Origin of the sequence: Aminobacter sp. J44 (assembly GCF_007829415.1) — a bacterium.
Taxonomy (GTDB): Bacteria; Pseudomonadota; Alphaproteobacteria; order Rhizobiales; family Rhizobiaceae; genus Aerobium.
Map to the genome: position 1 here is coordinate 83,217 of NZ_VLJG01000045.1, position 18,925 is coordinate 102,141.

The following is an 18,925-nucleotide window of genomic DNA, read 5'->3' on the forward strand; positions in this document are numbered from 1 at the left end:
AACCCGGTCTATGGGGACGGGGAGGGTGGGGACTCGACCGGGTTTTTCCGTCGCCTCGGTGAGGCTAATCCGTTCAGAAACGTGCGCGCAGCGAGGCGCGAACTGCGCCTCGCTGGTATCTGCGATTAACGCTTGCCGCCGACGCTGCCGACGAGGACGTTGCGGCCGTCGTCGATAGCGACCCACATGCCGGCATGCTTGGACGACTGGCGCTTGAGGAAGCGGTAGTCGGTATCATGCCAGGCAAGGACGCGGCCCTCGAGATTGTCGAGGATGAAGTCGCCCATGCTGGTCTGGACGGTGAGGACTGCATGACCGTCGCCGTTCGGCTGGCGGACGACGGTGATCAGCAGGTTCGCCGCTGGAACACCGGCCTTCATCAGGAGGCGGCGCTTCTCAAGGACATAGTCCTCGCAGTCGCCAATCCCGTTGACCGGGTAGGACCAGTGCTCCTCGACGCCCCAGATCTCGTAGTCGGTGCGCGGCGTGATCATGGTGTTCACGACGTTGTTGATCTCGATGATCTTGGCCCACAGCTCGCGGGTGAGTTCTACTGGACGTGTCTCACGCAGGCGCTGGCATTCCTGTGGCGCGCGCTGGCAGAACTCGTAGTGGCCAACCGGCTGGGTGGACAGGCCGCCCGTCTGCATGAAGGGTTGCGCGGCGTTAGCTGCTCCGGCGGTGGAACCTGCAACCGCCATGAAGAGAGCTGCCAGCAGCTTGTTGGTTGTTTTCCCCATTTGCGTCTCCCCTGTGTTGAGGAGACTATGGCAGATGTGAATTTATTCGATGCAAAGGTGCGAAGTACAAATTGGTTCAAATTCGAATGAATCGGTTGTAGATCTCGTTAAGCGTAAGAACAGGGTAAGAATAAAATTGTATTCGATTTTTCGATAAAATTTGAGTGGAACGGATATGCGTCTGGAAACGGTTTGCCGGACGACCAAAAGCAAAGGGCCAGCACGCGGCTGGCCCTTGTCTCGATGCGGATGTGAGGATGATCAGCGGCGGCCGGAGAACTCGGCGACGAGAACCTCTTCGCGCTGCACGGCCGCGAACTCGATGGCGATGCCTTCCTGAAAGTGACGCACCACACGGCCCCGCATGGTGCCGAGCAGAACCGGCTGGCCGAGTTCCGGCTTGGCGTCGACCTCGATCGCGGCGCCCGACAGCGACAGGTCGATGATGCGGCACTTGTACTGGCTACCGTCGGCAAGCTCGAGCGTGGTCATCGGATTGCGTGGCGACACGCGTTCGTGGCGGCGATCCTCCGGCAGGTCGAGTTCATGGCGGTTGGCGAGCCAGGTGAGCTGCGCGGCGAGCTTATCGCGCTTTCGCTCCGAGGCGATCAGCTGCATGGCGAAGCCGCCGTCGATGATGCGCGTCACCACGCCTTCGACACGGCCGATGTGGTCGAGATAGGCGATCACCTTTTCACCGAGCGCGCCGGGACGGTCCGCGCGCAGGGCGACGTCGCCCGGCGACATGTCGATGACATGGCACGGATACTCCGAGCGATCCTCGAGCATGTAGCGGCCGTAGATCTTCACGCGTACGCGCTGGAACCTGCGTCGCTCTGTTCTGCCCGGCGCAATCATCATCGCTGCCGCTACCCCGATCTAGCCGTTCCAAACCCAGTTGTTCCTGTTTGACACAGGAAGTTCGGGCGCAGACTAACGGAAGGCCGGTTAAGAAGCAGTAATGCCCCAAAAGAGGACGAAGTAACGCCTTAGCGCTCTCGTCCGCCCTCGATCACGACCAGATGGCGAACGCGCCGTCCCGCTTCGGGTGTTTCCGGCGTGACGGGCAGCATCTGGTTCTCTGCTGGTGCAATCGGCGGTACGGTGACTGCTGGCCGGGTGGCAAGCAACGCGGGTTCCCGGGCCGGGTCGACCACGCGCAGCGTGTCGATCGAAGCCTCGATGATCGGGTCGGTTCCCAGCCAGTAGGGGCGGTGGAGGGGGGTGATCGCCCCCAGCACGCGCGGACTGCCGAGCCCTCCCTCGAGCGGCAGCAGCACCATCTCAAACTGGTTGGAACGGCCGGAAAGGGTGGCGCCCTCGAAGGTGATGGCGATCACCGACTTGTTGTGAAAGGCGGAATGGGTGAAGCGCGACAGCACGCGCTGGTCGCGATGAACCCAGGCGGAAAGGAACGAATAGCCCTTCAGCTCCCGGCCGAATGTGGCGCAAAGCCGCGTGCCTGCCAGGCGAAATACTGGTTCGCCGCGGGAATCTTTCTCAAGAATAAAAGTATCTGCCAGCAAGGACTTGATGTCCGCCGGTTCGATCTCGGTGCGTCGCGGCGCGGGACGCTTGCCCCGCAACCTGTTCCAATACTGGAACAATGCGATCGTTCCTTCGTGCTTCATAAACTCTTACCGCCCCTGTCCCTCTTGCGGTTGTCCCATGGGCGAACAGAACTTTTGATTCCCATGAGAGTCATGCCTGCACAAGCAGGAGCCATGCCAGTACCGTTAGCCGTTTTGCACGCGGTTCCGATCCGTTAGGGTTAATAAAGGGTATACGTTGCCGAACTCACTTTCCTGTGACAAGTAACACCCACTTCAAAGCGACGGGCTCGGGTGGGGACTCGACCGGACATCTTTGGGGCGGAGCTCGGGGGGGCTCCAACCTGCGGCCGTTCAGGGGAAACCCTGGACGGCTTTTCATTTTGGTCGCGCTCTGGCACGGTCACGGCATTGTCAGTTAGCGTGCGGCAACATGGTTCTGGTCTCTGACGCGATGCGTCGTAGGGTCAAAATGGTTCCCGCAAGGCGCTTGCCGGCAGACAACACCTGACCCTCTAGCCAGAACAGTTTGCATGACCGCCGAACACCAAGTCCCGCCGCCATCCGCTTCCGACCCGCGGGCCCAGGACGTGCCGCCACCGGCACGCGAACCGGTTTTCAACCTGGCGGGCGTGGTGATTGCGCTGATCGCCCTGTGCGTGGCGATCCACCTGGTGCGCATGTACCTGCTGAGCGAGGCCGACGACTTCGGCGTGATGTTGCGCTTCGCCTTCATCCCGTTGCGTTATACCGGCGGCTACCAGATGGACATCTTTGCCTGGCTGGCGCCGGTCACTTATTCGCTGCTTCATGGCAACGCCGCGCACCTGATCATCAATATGATCTGGCTTGCCGCCTTCGGCTCGCCCTTGGCAAATCGAATCGGCGTCGTCCGCTTCCTTCTGTTCTGGATCGTCACTTCGGTTGCGGCGGTCGCGCTGCATTTCGTTCTGCATCCTACCGATGTCGCGCCGCTGGTTGGCGCGTCCGGTGCGATCTCCGGAATGATGGGCGCCGCCGCGCGCTTCCTGTTCCAGATCGACCGCAGGCGCCGGCGGCCGTGCTTCAGCGGCAACGTCCGCTCGTTCAGGCAGGTATTCAGCTCGCGCTCGGCCCTTACCTTCCTTGGGGTCTGGCTCATCGTGAACGTGTTGACGGCATTCGGCTTCGGCGCGCCCGACGACGGGGGCAGCATTGCCTGGGAGGCGCATATCGGCGGCTTCCTCGCCGGCTTCTTCCTAATCCGGCTGTTTGACCGGCAGCCTCTACGCGAGCCTTGAAAAGCCCTGCATCTCGGCGCACCATGAACTCGGGGTCAGGGCAGCAGTTGGGGCACCGCCAACGGAGGAGATGCTGATGACCGTTAAGTCCATTCTCGACGCGAAGGGCCGGGATGTCGTTACGATCGAGCCCGACGCAACGCTGCAGGAGGCGGCGCGCCTGCTTGGCCTCCGCCGCATCGGTGCCGCCGTCGTGACACGAGCGGACCGGACAATCCTCGGTATCCTGTCGGAGCGCGATATCGTCCGCCTGATCGGCGAGCGTGGCGCTGATGCGCTGGCCATGAACGTGCGCGAGGCGATGACCTCGAAGGTGAGCACCTGCAGGGAAACGAGCACCATCAATGAAGTGATGGAAGTCATGACCCATGGCCGCTTCCGCCACCTGCCGGTGGAGAAGGACGGCAAGCTTGATGGCATCGTCTCCATTGGCGACGTGGTGAAACGGCGAATCGAAGACGTCGAGCGCGAGGCCGAGCAGATCCGCGAGTACATCGCGACCGCCTGACGCCGGAGCATCCGCGAGCCGGACCGCGCGGCCCCGGCTCGCCATAGAGCTTTCATCCCTAACATCCCGGGGGACCCGCTTTGGCACAGCGGTTTGCGGCGCCCCTGCGACCCTGCATGCAGCGCTGATTGGCCCGAAGCGCTTGCATGAGCGCGCGCTTTGATCTAGCGAAACCCAATGTTTTTGTGGCGCGCTCGCGCCTCCGGACCCTGCAGCGACGAACGGACTTCCATGACCATCATCGATACGCGCACACCTGACCCCAAGCGCCTCATTCCCGGTGCAACCGGTGACTGGGAGGTGATCATCGGCATGGAGGTGCATGCCCAGGTGAAATCCGCCGCCAAGCTGTTCTCCGGCGCCTCGACTGCGTTCGGTGCTGAGCCGAATTCGAACGTCAGCCTCGTCGACGCCGCCATGCCCGGCATGCTGCCGGTGATCAACGAGGAGTGCGTGCGCCAGGCTATTCGCACCGGCCTCGGCCTCAAGGCGCAGATCAACCTGAAGTCGGTCTTCGACCGCAAAAACTATTTCTATCCGGATCTGCCACAGGGCTACCAGATCTCGCAGTACAAGCAGCCGATCGTCGGTGAGGGCACGATCATCATCTCGGTCGGCCCTGACCGTCAGGGCAACTTCGAAGACATCGAGGTTGGCATCGAGCGTCTGCACCTCGAGCAGGATGCGGGCAAATCGATGCACGACCAGCATCCGACCATGTCCTATGTCGACCTGAACCGCTCGGGCGTGGCGCTGATGGAAATCGTCTCGAAGCCGGACATGCGTTCGGCTGACGAGGCCAAGGCGTTCCTAACCAAGCTGCGCACGATCGTCCGTTACCTAGGCACCTGCGACGGCAACATGGACGAAGGCTCCATGCGCGCCGACGTCAACGTCTCGGTCCGCCGTCCGGGCGAGCCGTTTGGCACCCGCTGCGAGATCAAGAACGTCAACTCGATCCGCTTCGTCGGCCAGGCCATTGAATATGAGGCACGCCGCCAGATCGCCATCCTCGAGGACGGGGGCGTGATCGATCAGGAGACCCGTCTGTTCGACGCGGTGAAGGGCGAGACCCGCTCGATGCGCTCGAAGGAAGAGGCGCACGACTACCGCTACTTCCCGGATCCGGACCTGCTGCCGCTCGAGTTTGACCAGGCCTACGTCGACGCGCTGGCTGCCGACTTGCCGGAGCTGCCGGACGACAAGAAGGCCCGCCTGATCAAGGAACTTGGCCTCTCGGCCTACGACGCGTCGGTCCTGGTTTCGGAGAAGGCGATCGCCGACTACTTCGAAAAGGCCGCCGCCGGCCGCGACGGCAAGACGGTCGCGAACTGGGTCATCAACGACCTCCTGGGCGCTCTCAACAAGTCCGGCAAAGACATTGAAACGACTCCGGTTTCGCCCGACCAGCTCGGTGCGATCGTCGACCTGATCAAGGAAGGCACGATCTCCGGCAAGATCGCCAAGGACCTGTTCGAGATCATCTGGAACAAGGGCGGCGATCCGCGCGAAGTCGTCGAGACACGCGGCATGAAGCAGGTGACCGACACCGGAGCGATCGAGAAAGCCGTCGACGAAGTCATTGCTGCCAACCCGGACAAGGCCGAGCAGGCCAAGGCTAAGCCGACGCTGGCTGGCTGGTTCGTCGGCCAGGTGATGAAGGCTACCGGTGGCAAGGCTAACCCCCAGGCCGTCAACGACCTCGTCAAGGCACGCCTCGGGATCGAATAGCCATGTTTGTCCGCACCGCTTCGGAACGCGATCTCGAGGCGGTGCGCCAGCTCCTCGTTGAGACTTGGCACGACACCTACGACGCGATCTATGGTTCAGACCGGGTCGCGTCGATCAACACCGAATGGCATTCGCTGAGCGCGCTGCGAGCGCGCATTGACATGCCGCAATCCGAGTTCCTGCTCGCCGATGACGGCGAGACGATTGCAGGCGTCGCGTTCGCGACAGCCGCTGATGACGGCAAGACCGTCAAGCTCCATCAGCTCTACGTTCATCCGGCCCATCAGGGCAGGGGTATCGGTGGCCTGTTGCTCGACGAGCTCGAGGGCTGCTTTCCCGACGCCGACAAGGTTCGCTTGGAGGTCGAGGAAGCAAACATGCGCGCTGTGCGCTTCTATGTGGGGCAGGGCTTTTCCAAGGTGGGCGAGACCGGCAATTGCGGCAAGGAAGGCTCCGGCATCAAAGCCGCCATTTTCGAGCGTCCTATTCTCTGGGCTGAATAGTCGCCAACAAGTCCTTCTGGACTAACGCTATTTTCTTGATCCTTCTGCCAGATTGATCTGGAAATGCAGCCAGATCCTACCCGTCCGAAAGCATCCCTATGTCGGCTCTAGCTCTCGCCCTTGTCCTGCTGGCAGCGCTCCTGCATGCATCCTGGAACGCAATGGTCAAGGCGAACGGCGACCGTGCCATCGTGCTGGCTGGCGTAGCCTTCGTGCATTTCGTTGGCGGTACGATTGTCGCGATCCTCGCGCCGATGCCTGCGCCGGAGAGCTGGCCGTTCATCATTGCCTCGGCGATCATCCACTATTTCTACTACGCCCTGATTTTCTTCGCCTACCGATGGGGCGACCTCTCGCACGTCTATCCCGTGTCTCGCGGTATCGCGCCGGCGCTGGTGACGCTCGGCGCCTGGTTGTTCGTCGGCGAGACGCTGACGCCTCTCGGCTGGGCGGGTGTGACGACCGTCTCGCTCGGCATCCTGTTCCTGACGGCCGGCAAGCGCATCGCCGGCACTGACCCGCGTGCGTTGTTCGCCGCGCTGACCACCGGCGTCGTGATTGCCATTTATTCCGTGGTCGATGGCGTTGGCGTTCGCCTGTCGGGCGCGCCGATGGGCTATATCGGCTGGCTGTTCGCCAGCGAGGTGCTGATCACCGCCTTCGTGCTTGCACGCCGGCGTAAGACCTTGCCGTCGGTTCACAACAAGCTGGTGTGGGTCGGGCTTTTGGGCGGCGTGTTCTCGGCAGCGGCTTACGGCCTGGTGATATTCTCGGCGACGATCGCGCCGCTCGGCGGAATCTCGGCCGTGCGCGAATCGAGCGTCATCATCGCCGCCCTGATCGGCGTGTTCATGTTCGGCGAGCGGCCAATGGCCAAGCGCCTCATCGCGGCGGTGATCGTCGCGGCGGGCGTCCTGATGCTGGCCGCCTGAGGCGCTTACTCGTCGTCGAGGATGATCTCGTTGCCTTCGGGATCGTAGACAACACCCGCGGAGCAGGAGTCGATATTCTCACGGAAGCTGAGGTCGCAACGCACCTTGGCCGCCGCCAGCGCCGCTTCACGAGAAGGCCACCCGCAGGTGAACTCGCTCCAGTGGATGCCCTCCTTGTGCATCACCCCGACGCCGGCCGACCAGCCCGGGCCTTCGCACCACGCCATCGGCGCGCAGTCCTCAATGGAGCCGGCGCGCTCGGCGCATTTCTGGCGGGCGCAGTCGATGGTCGACGCCGCATCCTCGCCGACGCAGACGCCGCCACCCTGTTCGGGCGCATAGGCGAATGCGATGCCGTTGGCCTGCGATGGCAGCGCTGCCCCGCCGAGCATGAGACATGCGGCCGAAAGCACAGCCGCACACTTGCGAAGGTTCATGAAGTCCTCCCCGACCATGGATGTTGTCGGGCCAGAGAATGCGTCAGGCAAAAGCCGTTGCCAATTGAAATCCTGTGGCTTCAGAACCCTTGTAATTGGCGCCGTGTGAGGCCATAAGCGGGACTACGGCGATACCTTGCCGGAGGAATCTATGACGACCTTTTTGAAACAGTTCTTCACCTGGTGGAACGGCCAGACGCTCGGAACCCGCTTCCATACCTGGCGTCACGGCACCCGTGTCGGCACCGATGAGTTCGGCAACGTCTACTATGAGGGCGGCAAGGATTCTGAAGGCCGCACCCGCCGCTGGGTCATCTACAACGGCTATTCGGAAGCGTCCTCGATTCCTCCGGGCTGGCATGGCTGGATCCACCACCGCGTGGATACCCCGCCGTCCAAGGAAAACTACCAGCCGCGCGAGTGGCAGAAGCCGCATAACCCGAACCCGACCGGTACGCCGAACGCCTACCGTCCGAAGGGCTCGCTGCTGAACACCGGCGAACGCCCGCGCGTGACCGGCGACTACGACGCCTGGACCCCGGGCAACTGAGTGCAATGCGAGGCTGTGGCGAGGTTTTTCTCGCCACAATCGTCCTGTACCCAGACGCAGTTCCTTCCTGAATCACCGGATCGTACCGCCGCATGGGCACTCGCAATTCGATGACATCTCTGCGCCGCCTGCTGCTCACCGCCGTGGGCTGCCTTGCAGTTACGGCTGTTCCTGCGTCTGCCGAGCGGATCAAGAACAAGGTCGCGGAGTTTACCGGTGTCGACAAGATCACCGGCCGCATCATCACCTTCGACGTCTACATCAACGAGACGGTGCAGTTCGGCGCGCTGCAGGTCACCCCGCGCGTCTGCAATTCATCGCCCGAGACGGAAGAGCCAAAGACCGACACCTTCGTTGAAGTTGACGAGATTACCCTCGACCGGAAGATCCGCCGCATCTTCACCGGATGGATGTTTGCCGAAAGCCCGGGCCTGAACGCTGTCGAGCACCCCGTCTATGACGTCTGGCTGAAGACCTGCAAGCAGGAGTCGGACGTTCCCGCGCCCGAGGCGCCGAAGACCAACTGAAGCCGCTCAGGGCGCGAACTGCGCGTCACCCTGCAGCGCTTCTTCCAGCATCTGCTCGTATTTCTTGCGCGGAACGTCGATTGCGCCGAAGCGCTTGAGGTGCTCGGTGGTGAACTGCGTGTCGAGGAGCACGAAGCCGCGTTCCCTGAGCCGCTCGACCAGGTAGACCAGCGCCACCTTCGACGCATCGGTCTCGCGCGAAAACATGCTTTCGCCGAAGAAGGTGCGCCCGAGGCTGACGCCATAGAGGCCGCCCACCAGCTTGCCGTCCCGCCAGCTTTCGACTGTGTGGCAGTAGCCATGCTCGAAGAGGGCAGTGTAGGCTTCGCGGATCGGCTCGTTGATCCAGGTCGACATGCGCCCTTCGCGCGCCTCCGCACAGCCGTCGATGACGCCTTTGAAGTCGGTGTTGACGCGGATTTCGAAGATCTGCTGCCGGACCGTCTTCCTGAGGCTGCGCGGCACGTGGAAGGAGTCGAGCGGCAGGATGCCGCGCGACTCGGGTCGAACCCAGAAGATTTCCGGATCGTCGGCGCTTTCCGCCATCGGAAAGACGCCTGACGCGTAGGCACGCAGCAGGAGGTCGAGGGGAATTCGACGTCCTGGTGCGATGGGGCGGCTCATGATGCCAGCCTGTGCCCGTTGTTATCCGTCGTTGCCCGGCGTGGTCGAAGCCAGATACTTCTCCAGCCAGTGAATATCGTAATCGCCATTGGCGATGTCGATATTGCCAACGAGGTCACGGAACAGCGGCAGCGTCGTGTTGATGCCGTCGACGACGAACTCATCGAGCGCGCGGCGCAGGCGCATCATGCACTCGACACGGTTGCGGCCATGCACGATCAGCTTGCCGATCAGGCTGTCGTAGTAGGGCGGAATCTTGTAGCCTGAGTAGACGCCGGAATCGACGCGCACGCCAAGGCCGCCAGGCGTATGGAAGTGCGTGATCTTGCCAGGCGACGGCACGAAGGTGCGCGGGTCCTCGGCGTTGATGCGGCACTCGATCGCGTGGCCGTGGAAGCGCACGTCCTCCTGGCGGACCGAAAGGCCGCCGCCCGATGCGACGCGGATCTGCTCATGGACGAGGTCGATGCCGGTGATCGCTTCCGTGACCGGATGCTCCACCTGCAGGCGGGTGTTCATCTCGATGAAGTAGAACTCGCCGTTCTCGTACAGGAACTCGATCGTGCCCGCGCCCGAATAGCCAAGGTTGGCTATCGCGTTTGCGCAGATCATGCCGATGCGGTCGCGTTCCTCTGCATTGAGGGCAGGGGAGTTCGCTTCTTCCCACACCTTCTGGTGACGGCGCTGCAGCGAGCAGTCGCGTTCGCCAAGGTGGATCGCCTGGCCCATGCCGTCGCCCATGACCTGGACTTCGATGTGGCGCGGCTTCTCGAGATACTTCTCGATGTAGACGGCGTCGTCGCCGAACGCGGCACCAGCTTCCGAGCGGGCCGTTGCAAGCGCGACCTCAAGGTCAGCTTCGCTGCGCGCGACCTTCATGCCGCGGCCACCGCCGCCGGCCGAAGCCTTGATGATGACCGGGTAACCGATCTCGGCGGCAATGCGCTTGGCTTCCTTTTCCTCGGTCACGGCGCCGTCGGAGCCGGGAACGACCGGGATGCCTAGGCTCTTCGCGGTGCGCTTCGCCTCGATCTTGTCGCCCATCACGCGGATGTGGTCGCCCTTGGGGCCGATGAAGGTGATGTTGTGCGCGGCGAGAATGTCAGCAAACTTGGCGTTCTCCGACAGGAAGCCGTAGCCCGGATGGATCGCATCCGCGCCGGTGATCTCGCAGGCCGCGACGATCTGGTGGATGTTGAGGTAGGATTCGCGCGACGGCGGCGGACCGATGCAGACGCTCTCGTCGGCGAGGCGCACGTGCATTGCATCCGCGTCGGCGGTGGAGTGCACAGCGACCGTCTTGATGCCGAGCTCCTTGCAGGCCCGCAGGACGCGAAGCGCAATTTCACCGCGGTTGGCGATCAGGATTTTCTGGAACATCGCCCGGCCTATTCGATGACAACGAGCGGCTCACCGTATTCCACGGGCTGCGCATCTTGGCACAGGATCGCGGTGACGGTGCCCGCACGCGGTGCAGGGATCTGGTTCATCGTCTTCATCGCCTCGATGATGAGAAGGGTCTGGCCCTCCTTCACCTGCTGGCCGACGGTGATGAACGGCGCGGCGCCCGGAGCCGGAGCGAGGTAGACGGTGCCGACCATCGGCGACGGGACGGCGTTCTTGGAGACGTCTGCCGGTGCCGCCGCTGCGGGAGCCGCAGGAGCCGCCGGGGCAGCCGCAACGGGTGCCGGGGCAGGCGCAGCTGCCGGGGCAAAAGCCTGGACCGCAGCGGGAGTGCGCGAAACGCGAATCCGCAGATCGTCCTGTTCCACCTCGATTTCGGTCAGATTGGTTTCATCCAGGATGCTGGCGAGGTCGCGGATCAGCTGCTGGTCAACGCCGTATTTCTTGGTCGACATCGAGTTGGGTCCCTTATCGTGTTTCTTGGCGCCGGTCATGACCGGGCGGCGAGCGCGTGAAGTGCCATGATGTACCCGTATGGGCCGAATCCACAGATCATGCCGGTGGCAACGGGCGACACCCATGAATGGTGCCTGAATTGTTCGCGCGCGTGAATGTTTGAAAGATGCACTTCCGCGACGGGCAGGGGCTGCACAGCCCGGATCGCGTCGTGGATGGCGATGGAAGTATGACTGTAGGCGCCGGGGTTGATGATCAGCCCCTTGGCCTTGGAACCGGCTTCCTGAATCCAGTCGACCAGAACGCCCTCGTGGTTGGACTGGCGGAAATCGACCTCAAATCCGAGCTCGGTGCCGGCCTTGCGGCAATCTTCGCCGATCTGGTCCAGCGTCTTGCCACCATAGATGCCGGGCTCTCTGACGCCGAGCATGTTGAGATTGGGGCCGTTCAGAACGAAAATGACATTTGACATGGATAGATGGTCCCTGCGCGCCGGCATCTATAAAGGGCTTAGTCCGGGAGGCAAAGAGCGCAAGTGCCTTCTTCGCCTGTCCACAACGACAACAGCGCGTCCGCTTCACGGTTAATTCGTCGCGCGGGCCTGATCAACCTTTTCTGACAAAACCTCGTGTCCGAGCGCGCCGAACACAACTTCATCACCTACCACATAGGAAGGCGTACCGGTGATCGCGAGCCGGTTGGCAAGGTCATAGGTCTGGTTGAACGCCTCGATGATCTCGGGGTTCTTCATCTCCTGGCGCAGCGTGGCCTCATCGACACCGAGCGAGACGGCGGCAAGGATCGCCGCACCTTCCGAAGCGCGGGCACCGCCGACGAGCAGGCGTTCATGGAACTCCTGGTACTTCTCCGGCGCCAGCGAGCGGAATGCCATCGAGACGATGTGCGCCTTCTGCGAGTCGGGCCCGAGTATCGGGAATTCCTTCAGCACGAAGCGCAGGTCCGGATTGTTGGCGACGAGCGCCTTCATGTCCTCGTGCGCGCGCTTGCAGAAGCCGCAGTTATAGTCGAAGAACTCAACGATGGTCGTGGTGCCGTTCGGATTGCCGATCACGCCGTCATACTTCGAATTGAAGATGACGTCGGCCGACTCGGCGATGGTCGCGCGCTGCAGCTCGGCCTGCATGTCCTGCTGGCGCTGTTCGAGCGCCACCTGCATCTCTGCAAGGATCTCCGGATTTCCGAGGAGATAGTCGCGCACGATCTGCTCGATCTGCTGCTGTGGCAGGCCGGCCGATGGTGCGGACGCCTGCACGGCGGCAGAGGAGGACGCCTGGTTGCCGGCATAATAACCTGCGCCGACCATTAGTGCGCTGGCGGCGAGGCCTGCGAGAGCGAAGGGGATTGCTTTGATGCTCATGTCGGATTGGCCTGTTCTCTGCGCCTAGCGCTTTGGTGCCTTGTAATTGAGGATGTCCTGCGCGCGCAGCCAGGAGGGTGATCCCTTCTTCAGCTTCAGCTGTGCCCGCGCGGCGAATTTCTTCGCTTCGTCGTACTTGCCCGAATAGAAGTGCCCGTCGGCGGTTGCAAGCTCCGCCTGGCCGATATCGCCCAGCTGTCCGTAGGCCTGCGCGAGATAGCGGTAGCCGGCGGAAAAATCCTTCGCGCGCGTCAGCCCCGCCTGCAACTCGACAACTGCCTTGCGGATATTCTCGGGCTTGCCGGTGGCGAGCAGCGCCTGGCCGTAGCCGATCTGGATAAGGCCGGAATTGCCGCGCTCGAGGCTCTTTGCGCGGCCAAAGGCTTCAGCGGCCTCAGCCGGACGGCCGGCCTTCATCAGGATCTCGCCACGCATTTCGTGGAAATAGGGGTTCTTCGGGTTCTGTGCGACCACGGCGTCGATCTTGCCGACTGCGGCGCGGGCGCTGCCGGAAATGAAGGTAGCGATGGCGTCGGCGTAGAGAGCAGGCAGACCGCGCGGATCGTTGCGGAACAGCCGCATTGCCGCCTGGTGGCCCTGCGTGTAGGCGGCGATCTTGGCCCGCATCAGGTCGTGGCGCAGCTGCAGGGCAGGGGGATCCTTGCGCTCGAAGTGCTTGCTCTGGCGCGCCAGGGTTTCGAGCGTCGCAATGCGCTCCTGCGGCGTCGGGTGGCTGATCTGGTAGGGATCGACGCGAACGCCGGCGAGCGCCATCGACTTGCCGAGCCGCTCGAAGGTCTTCAGCATGCCTTTGGCCGACTGGCCGGTGCGCTCAAGATAGGTGATGGCCGAGCGGTCGGCGGTGGCTTCCTCGGTGCGCTGGTAGCTTAGCAGCGAACGGCGGGCAGCTTCCGTGCCACCCATGAGGATGCCGGTGCCGGAGCGGGCAAGGCCGTCGGAGCCCGCTTGCGCGCCGGCCACCATCGCGCCCGCGCCAAGAATCGTCGAAATGATAGCCATGGTCTGCGCGCGCGACAGCTGCTCGCGCAGGCGCTGCTGGTGGCCGCCGGCGATATGACCGGCCTCGTGCGCGATCACGCCGATAATCTCGTTCGGCGTTTCCGACATCAGCAGCGCGCCGGTGTTCACGAAGATGCGACGCCCGGCCACGAACGCGTTGAACGAGTTGTCGTTGACCAGAATGATTTCAATGCCGGACTTGCTGAGGCCCGCAGCCTCGAGAATCGGTCGGGCATATTCGGCAACCAGTGCCTCGATTTCCGCGTCGCGGACGAGAGAGATGCCGCGCTGGGCATGGGCCTGCGCGGAAACGGCCACCGACAGGATCGTGGCAAGGAACAGGCGCAAGACGTTGCGGAGCGAAGCAAATCGACGCATGGAAGTCAGAGCTAACGGACCTTGGGTAAGCTGAAAAGCTGCGGCGTTGGTTTTCATCAACTTGTGATCCGCACATGTTTCAGGCATTTGTGCGGCCACTCCCCCTTCTGGTTACCGAGGTTATACATGGCGGTCGCCATTTCCAGACGCGGCGCAGTCGAGCCGTTTCACGCAATGGACATCCTGGCAGAGGCGAACCGCCTGCGTGCCCAGGGGCATCCGGTGGTGTCGCTTGCCGTCGGCCAGCCTTCCGATCCCGCTCCGCGCGCGGTGCGAGAGGCTGCAGCGCGTGCGGTTCAGAACGGACAGATAGGCTACACCGATTCGCTGGGCCTGATGGACCTGCGAAAGGCAATCGCCCAGCACTATGGCGATGCCTACGGCCTCGACGTACCTGCCTCGCGCATTGCCGTAACAACCGGCTCGTCGGCCGGCTTCAACCTCGCCTTCCTCGCGATGTTCGACGCAGGCGACCGCGTTGCGATCACCACGCCCGGCTATCCCGCCTACCGCAACATCCTCGCGGCGCTGGGCCTTGAGGTCGTCGAGATCAGGCTGGGCGACGAAGGCTACCTTACCGCGGAAATGCTGGAGCGTACCCATCGTGAAAAAACGCTCAAGGGCGTGCTGTTCGCCAGCCCCGGCAACCCGACCGGTGCTCTGATCCCGGCAGAGGCGCTGCGCGAGCTGGTCGAAGCTGCCCGCAACCTCGGCATCGCCGTCATCTCGGACGAGATCTACCACCGACTGTCCTACACCGGCGCCGATGTCAGCGCGCTGAGCTACGGCGATGATGTAACGGTCATCAACTCGTTCTCGAAGTACTATTGCATGACTGGCTGGCGCATCGGCTGGATGGTGCTGCCGGAGGAGCTGGTTCGACCCGTGGAGCGCATTTCTCAGAGCCTCTACATCTCTGCACCGGAAGTCTCGCAGATCGGCGCGATCCAGGCGTTCGGCGCGAGCGAGGAGCTCGATCTCGTCAAGCAGCGCTACATCGCTAACCGCGCATTGCTGTCGGACGCGCTGCCGAAGCTCGGCCTGCCGCTGGCAGCACCCATGGACGGCGCGTTCTATGCTTATTGCGATGTTTCGCGGCACACGAATGACAGCATGGACTTCGCGAAGCGTCTGCTCGCAGAGGCGCATGTCGCGGCAACGCCGGGTCTCGACTTCGACATTAGCGAAGGCCATCGTTACCTGCGCCTGTCCTATGCGGGTAGCGGCGCGGACGTTTCCGAAGCCATCGAGCGGCTGACGCGCTGGCTTTAACCAGCTCGGTCGGGTGCCGTCTGCCCGCTAACCAATCCTTGAAAACAAAGGAACCGGCGCGTGCGCCGGTTCCTTTTTGTCTGATCGGTTGTGCGGCTTAGAAGAAGCCGCGACGCTGCCACCATCCTTTGCGTGGCTTCGGCTCCTCGCCGGCAGGGGCCGACGAGGTCACGACCGGCTCGGTCGCGATCGGCTTGGGGTCCGCCTTCGGAGCCGGTTCCTCTGCCTTGGCCTCCGGCTCGGATTCGGCCGGCGCCTCCGTTACGTCCGCAGCCACTTCCGACGGCGCTGCTTCTGCGGCCGGTTCCTCAGCAGGGACGGCAGCAGGTTCGGCGACGGGCTCAGCCGGAGTCTCGACAGCCTCGGCGGCAACCGGCTCGGCCGGCGCTTCGGCCTCGGCAGTTGCCTTCTTGCGACGCGTGGTGCGCTTCTTCGGCTTCTCTGCCGGCTCCTCGGCAGCTGGTGCCGCCTCAAGTTCGGTCGCAGCCTGTGCGACTTCTGCTTCGGCAGCCTCGGCCTTCTTGGAGCGCCGGCGTGTGGTCTTCTTCTTCGGCGCTTCCTCGGCTGGAGCCTCTACGGTCTCCATCGCGGCCGCATCGGCGTCGCCGGTCGCCGCAGGCGCTTCTGAGGTTGCCTCGGCTACAACCTCGGCGGCAGGTGCTTCAGCCTCGCCCTCAGCCTCTTCACCGGAAGCTGCTGCCAGCGCGTCCTCGTCACGACGGTTGCGGCGTCCACCGCGCTTGCCGCGACGGCGCTTCTTTGTCTCGCCATTGCCGGCAGCCGACCCTTCAGCGCTGGCCTCGCCAGCGGATTCGCCCTCATCGTCGGTCTCGGCAACGGCATCGGCCGTCTCGCCGGCATCGTCGTCGACGGTGGATTCACCGTTCGTCGCTGCCTGTGCTGCGTCCTGCTCACCGCGATCGCGACCGCCACGACGGCGGCGGCGACGCTTGCGCTTGCGCTGGCCGCCATTGCCGTTTTCTTCCTGCGTAGCGGCAGCAACCGGCTCCGCAGCCTCTTCTTCTGCCTCTTCCTCGACCTCAACGTCGATGATGTCGTCCTCAGGCTCTTCCTCGTAGGCGATGGTCGGCATGACCGGCACGAAGCCTTCCGGCCGCTCTGCAATGGCGCCCTTGACGATGAGGTAGTGCTGCGAGCGCACCGACTCGTCGGCCTCGATGGTGATCGTCAGGCCGAAACGCCTCTCGAGGTCGATCAGCGTCGAACGCTTGTGGTTGAGAATGTAGATCGCGGTGGCCGTCGGCGTACGCACGATGATGTGGTTGCGCGAGTCCTTGAGGAGGTACTCCTCGATCGCGCGGATCACCAGCAGACCGACCGACGAATCGGACCGGACATGACCGGCGCCGCCGCAATGCGGGCAGACCTGCATGGTCGATTCGAGCACCGAGGCGCGGATGCGCTGGCGCGACATTTCGAGCAGACCGAAATGCGAGATCCGGCCGACCTGGATGCGGGCGCGGTCGTTCTTCAGGCATTCCTTCAGCCGCTTCTCGACCGCGCGGTTGTTGCGGCTCTCCTCCATGTCGATGAAGTCGATCACGATGAGGCCGGCAAGGTCGCGCAGGCGAAGCTGGCGGGCAATTTCCTCCGCTGCTTCGAGGTTCGTCTGCAGCGCGGTGTCCTCGATGGAGTGCTCCTTGGTGGAGCGGCCCGAGTTCACGTCGATCGCAACCAGCGCTTCGGTCTGGTTGATGATGATGTAGCCGCCGGACTTCAGCGTCACCTGCGGCTGCAGCATCTTGTCAAGCTGCCCCTCGATGCCGTTGCGCGCGAAGATCGGCACAGTGTCGCGATAGGGCTGAACCACTTTGGCGTGGCTCGGCATCAGCATGCGCATGAAGTCCTTCGCCTCGCGGTAGCCCGACTCGCCGGCGACGAGGATCTCGCTGATGTCCTTGTTATAGAGGTCACGCACCGAACGCTTGATGAGGGAGCCTTCCTCGTAGACGAGGGCAGGGGCCGTGGACTTCAGCGTCAGATCGCGGACGTTGTCCCACAGGCGCATCAGGTATTCGTAGTCGCGCTTGATCTCGGTCTTGGTGCGGCTCTCGCCGGCTGTGCGCAGGATGACGCCCATGCCCTGCGGGACATCGAGCTCCTTGACGATTTCCTTGAGGCGCTTGCGATCCTGGGCGTTGGTGATCTTGCGGGAGATGCCGCCGCCACGGGCGGTATTGGGCATCAGCACGGAGTAGCGCCCGGCAAGCGACAGATAGGTCGTCAGCGCGGCGCCCTTGTTGCCGCGCTCTTCCTTGACCACCTGCACCAGCAGGATCTGGCGGCGCTTGATGACTTCCTGGATCTTGTACTGGCGGCGATGCGGCCGGCGGCGCTCTTCGTGGACTTCCTCGAAGGCATCCTCGGCACCAACGGACTCGATCTCGTCGGCGCCGTTATTGTCGTCGCCGTCGTGAGAGTCGCTGTCGTCGTGATTGTCGTCGCTCGGCGCTTCGGCTTCTTCGGCAAAGTGGCCTTCGGCAGCAGCAGGAGCTTCCTCGGAAACCACGTCGACTTCCGCGGCCTCGGCCAGCACCTTTTCGCGGCTTTCCTCGCCTTCGGCCTCTACGGCCTCGCCAGCTTCGTCGTGGCTTTCGCCCTCGGCGTCGGCCTCAGCGCCGTTCGTCTCGCCGGCGGCGTGTGCGCCTTCGCCATTGCGGTCGCGGTTGCGGCCACGGCGACGGCGGCGGTTGCGGCCGTTGCGCTCCTCGCCGTCCTCGTCGTCATCATCGGCATCGCGTGCGTCCTCGGCTTCTGCACGCAGCAGCGCCTGACGGTCGGCAACTGGGATCTGGTAGTAGTCCGGATGAATCTCCGAGAATGCCAGAAAGCCATGACGGTTGCCGCCATATTCAACGAAGGCGGCCTGAAGCGACGGTTCGACCCGGGTTACTCGGGCGAGATAAATGTTACCCTTGAGCTGCTTCTTGTTTTCCGACTCAAAGTCGAACTCTTCAATGCGGTTACCGCGAACGACGACTACGCGCGTTTCCTCCGGGTGGGAGGCATCTATGAGCATTTTGTTGGGCATTATGTCTTGTCTCCCCGGCGCGGGCAGACGGACGCAACCGCGGATCTGCGCGGAATACATGCGCTGTTCTTGCCAGCACGCCGGAATATTGGGGGGTCGCACGCACAAGGAGAAGCCGACCTGCCGCACCGGCCGCGGCCATGAAGGCGCGGTTTCTTTCGGTCTGGAGCAGGGTCTGGCTTGCGTTCATTGCGTTACATGCGAAACCATTATTTGAACCAAGGCCCATCTGGTGGAAACGGGCCCGCCGATTTTGCTCGTACAGAGCCGGCTGGAACCTGGTCCCAACCGTCTTTCCTCACGCCAGGGGCCCCGTTCTGCGGGTACCTCCTGCAAGAAAATTCTTTGGAAACACCTGTCCCGCCATCGACGTGCCTTTGATCCGCGGTGGCACCGTTGCTGCCAAAGCAAGGCATGGGCGGCAGGCTCGACCGATCACGACATTGCGGTGATCCGAACTTGCTTTTATGATTTGCAGAAGGTCATGGCAACCCACAATCGTTGGCGGCCTCGCTGAGCGAAAGGTTGGGGATCATCCGGCATATGGTGTTTAATCCGGCATATGGTGTTTAAAGAGTTGCTT

The 18,925-nt window shown here is 63.1% G+C and carries 19 protein-coding genes; 8 read left to right on the top strand and 11 right to left on the bottom strand.

Translation table 11 applies throughout. The annotated features are described in order from the left end of the window. Nucleotides 1–125: 125 nt before the first annotated feature. The 3 genes from L610_RS15210 to L610_RS15220 all read right to left on the bottom strand — a co-directional run bounded on the left by L610_RS15210 (nt 126) and on the right by L610_RS15220 (nt 2,371). The gene (locus tag L610_RS15210) at nt 126–740 is read right to left on the bottom strand and encodes a transglutaminase-like cysteine peptidase (RefSeq protein ID WP_024847597.1); all 615 of its coding nucleotides are present in this window, start codon (nt 738–740) and stop codon (nt 126–128) included. A 261-nt stretch (nt 741–1,001) separates the two neighbouring features. After that, nucleotides 1,002–1,601: a PilZ domain-containing protein gene (locus tag L610_RS15215; RefSeq protein ID WP_024847598.1), complete on the bottom strand. Its 600-nt coding sequence runs from the start codon at nt 1,599–1,601 to the stop codon at nt 1,002–1,004. A 128-nt stretch (nt 1,602–1,729) separates the two neighbouring features. After that, entirely contained in the window at nt 1,730–2,371 is a 642-nt protein-coding gene (locus tag L610_RS15220; RefSeq protein ID WP_024847599.1) for a PAS domain-containing protein, read from the bottom strand. Nucleotides 2,372–2,823: 452 nt separating this feature from the next. Here L610_RS15220 and L610_RS15225 point away from each other — a divergent pair, with 452 nt between their 5' ends. The 5 genes from L610_RS15225 to L610_RS15245 all read left to right on the top strand — a co-directional run bounded on the left by L610_RS15225 (nt 2,824) and on the right by L610_RS15245 (nt 7,244). Beyond that, nucleotides 2,824–3,570, top strand: a complete 747-nt coding sequence (locus tag L610_RS15225; protein WP_024847600.1) for a rhomboid family intramembrane serine protease — start codon at nt 2,824–2,826, stop codon at nt 3,568–3,570. A 76-nt stretch (nt 3,571–3,646) separates the two neighbouring features. Continuing rightward, nucleotides 3,647–4,078: a CBS domain-containing protein gene (locus tag L610_RS15230; protein ID WP_024847601.1), complete on the top strand. Its 432-nt coding sequence runs from the start codon at nt 3,647–3,649 to the stop codon at nt 4,076–4,078. Between the two features lie 231 nt (nt 4,079–4,309). Continuing rightward, nucleotides 4,310–5,809: an Asp-tRNA(Asn)/Glu-tRNA(Gln) amidotransferase subunit GatB gene (gatB, locus tag L610_RS15235; protein WP_144706107.1), complete on the top strand. Its 1,500-nt coding sequence runs from the start codon at nt 4,310–4,312 to the stop codon at nt 5,807–5,809. 2 nt (nt 5,810–5,811) lie between these two features. Further along, nucleotides 5,812–6,312 carry a GNAT family N-acetyltransferase gene (locus tag L610_RS15240; protein WP_144706109.1) on the top strand — a complete coding sequence of 167 codons (501 nt, stop codon included), beginning with the start codon at nt 5,812–5,814 and terminating at the stop codon, nt 6,310–6,312. A 98-nt stretch (nt 6,313–6,410) separates the two neighbouring features. After that, nucleotides 6,411–7,244, top strand: a complete 834-nt coding sequence (locus L610_RS15245) for an EamA family transporter (RefSeq protein WP_024847604.1) — start codon at nt 6,411–6,413, stop codon at nt 7,242–7,244. A 5-nt stretch (nt 7,245–7,249) separates the two neighbouring features. On the opposite strand, the gene L610_RS15250 is transcribed toward L610_RS15245, so the two are convergent. Then, a complete protein-coding gene (locus L610_RS15250; RefSeq protein WP_144706111.1) occupies nt 7,250–7,681 on the bottom strand; it encodes a hypothetical protein in 432 nt (143 codons plus the stop codon). 151 nt (nt 7,682–7,832) lie between these two features. On the opposite strand from L610_RS15250, the gene L610_RS15255 reads away from it, so the two are divergent. Continuing rightward, a complete protein-coding gene (locus tag L610_RS15255; RefSeq protein ID WP_144706113.1) occupies nt 7,833–8,231 on the top strand; it encodes an NADH:ubiquinone oxidoreductase subunit NDUFA12 in 399 nt (132 codons plus the stop codon). A 110-nt stretch (nt 8,232–8,341) separates the two neighbouring features. After that, nucleotides 8,342–8,758 (top strand): DUF2155 domain-containing protein, encoded by a 417-nt coding sequence (locus tag L610_RS15260; protein ID WP_246659032.1) that lies wholly within the window; start codon nt 8,342–8,344, stop codon nt 8,756–8,758. A gap of 6 nt (nt 8,759–8,764) precedes the next feature. Here L610_RS15260 and aat read toward each other — a convergent pair whose 3' ends face one another. The 6 genes from aat to L610_RS15290 all read right to left on the bottom strand — a co-directional run bounded on the left by aat (nt 8,765) and on the right by L610_RS15290 (nt 14,018). Beyond that, nucleotides 8,765–9,382 carry a leucyl/phenylalanyl-tRNA--protein transferase gene (gene aat / locus L610_RS15265; RefSeq protein WP_024847608.1) on the bottom strand — a complete coding sequence of 206 codons (618 nt, stop codon included), beginning with the start codon at nt 9,380–9,382 and terminating at the stop codon, nt 8,765–8,767. 21 nt (nt 9,383–9,403) lie between these two features. Next, on the bottom strand, nt 9,404–10,762 hold the full coding sequence (gene accC / locus L610_RS15270; protein ID WP_024847609.1) for an acetyl-CoA carboxylase biotin carboxylase subunit: 1,359 nt from the start codon (nt 10,760–10,762) through the stop codon (nt 9,404–9,406). Nucleotides 10,763–10,770: 8 nt separating this feature from the next. Then, nucleotides 10,771–11,241 carry an acetyl-CoA carboxylase biotin carboxyl carrier protein gene (gene accB, locus L610_RS15275; RefSeq protein WP_144706117.1) on the bottom strand — a complete coding sequence of 157 codons (471 nt, stop codon included), beginning with the start codon at nt 11,239–11,241 and terminating at the stop codon, nt 10,771–10,773. 35 nt (nt 11,242–11,276) lie between these two features. Beyond that, a complete protein-coding gene (aroQ, locus tag L610_RS15280; RefSeq protein WP_144706119.1) occupies nt 11,277–11,714 on the bottom strand; it encodes a type II 3-dehydroquinate dehydratase in 438 nt (145 codons plus the stop codon). 111 nt (nt 11,715–11,825) lie between these two features. Beyond that, nucleotides 11,826–12,620: a DsbA family protein gene (locus tag L610_RS15285; RefSeq protein WP_144706121.1), complete on the bottom strand. Its 795-nt coding sequence runs from the start codon at nt 12,618–12,620 to the stop codon at nt 11,826–11,828. A 24-nt stretch (nt 12,621–12,644) separates the two neighbouring features. Then, complete coding sequence (locus tag L610_RS15290) at nt 12,645–14,018, bottom strand: M48 family metalloprotease (RefSeq protein WP_024847613.1); 1,374 nt, start codon at nt 14,016–14,018, stop codon at nt 12,645–12,647. A gap of 126 nt (nt 14,019–14,144) precedes the next feature. Between L610_RS15290 and L610_RS15295 the strand changes: the two genes are divergently transcribed. Continuing rightward, on the top strand, nt 14,145–15,290 hold the full coding sequence (locus L610_RS15295) for a pyridoxal phosphate-dependent aminotransferase (protein WP_024847614.1): 1,146 nt from the start codon (nt 14,145–14,147) through the stop codon (nt 15,288–15,290). Nucleotides 15,291–15,387: 97 nt separating this feature from the next. Here the strand turns inward: L610_RS15295 and L610_RS15300 are convergent, their stop codons facing one another. Then, a complete protein-coding gene (locus L610_RS15300; protein ID WP_144706123.1) occupies nt 15,388–18,342 on the bottom strand; it encodes a ribonuclease E/G in 2,955 nt (984 codons plus the stop codon). Between the last annotated feature and the right edge of the window lie 583 nt (nt 18,343–18,925).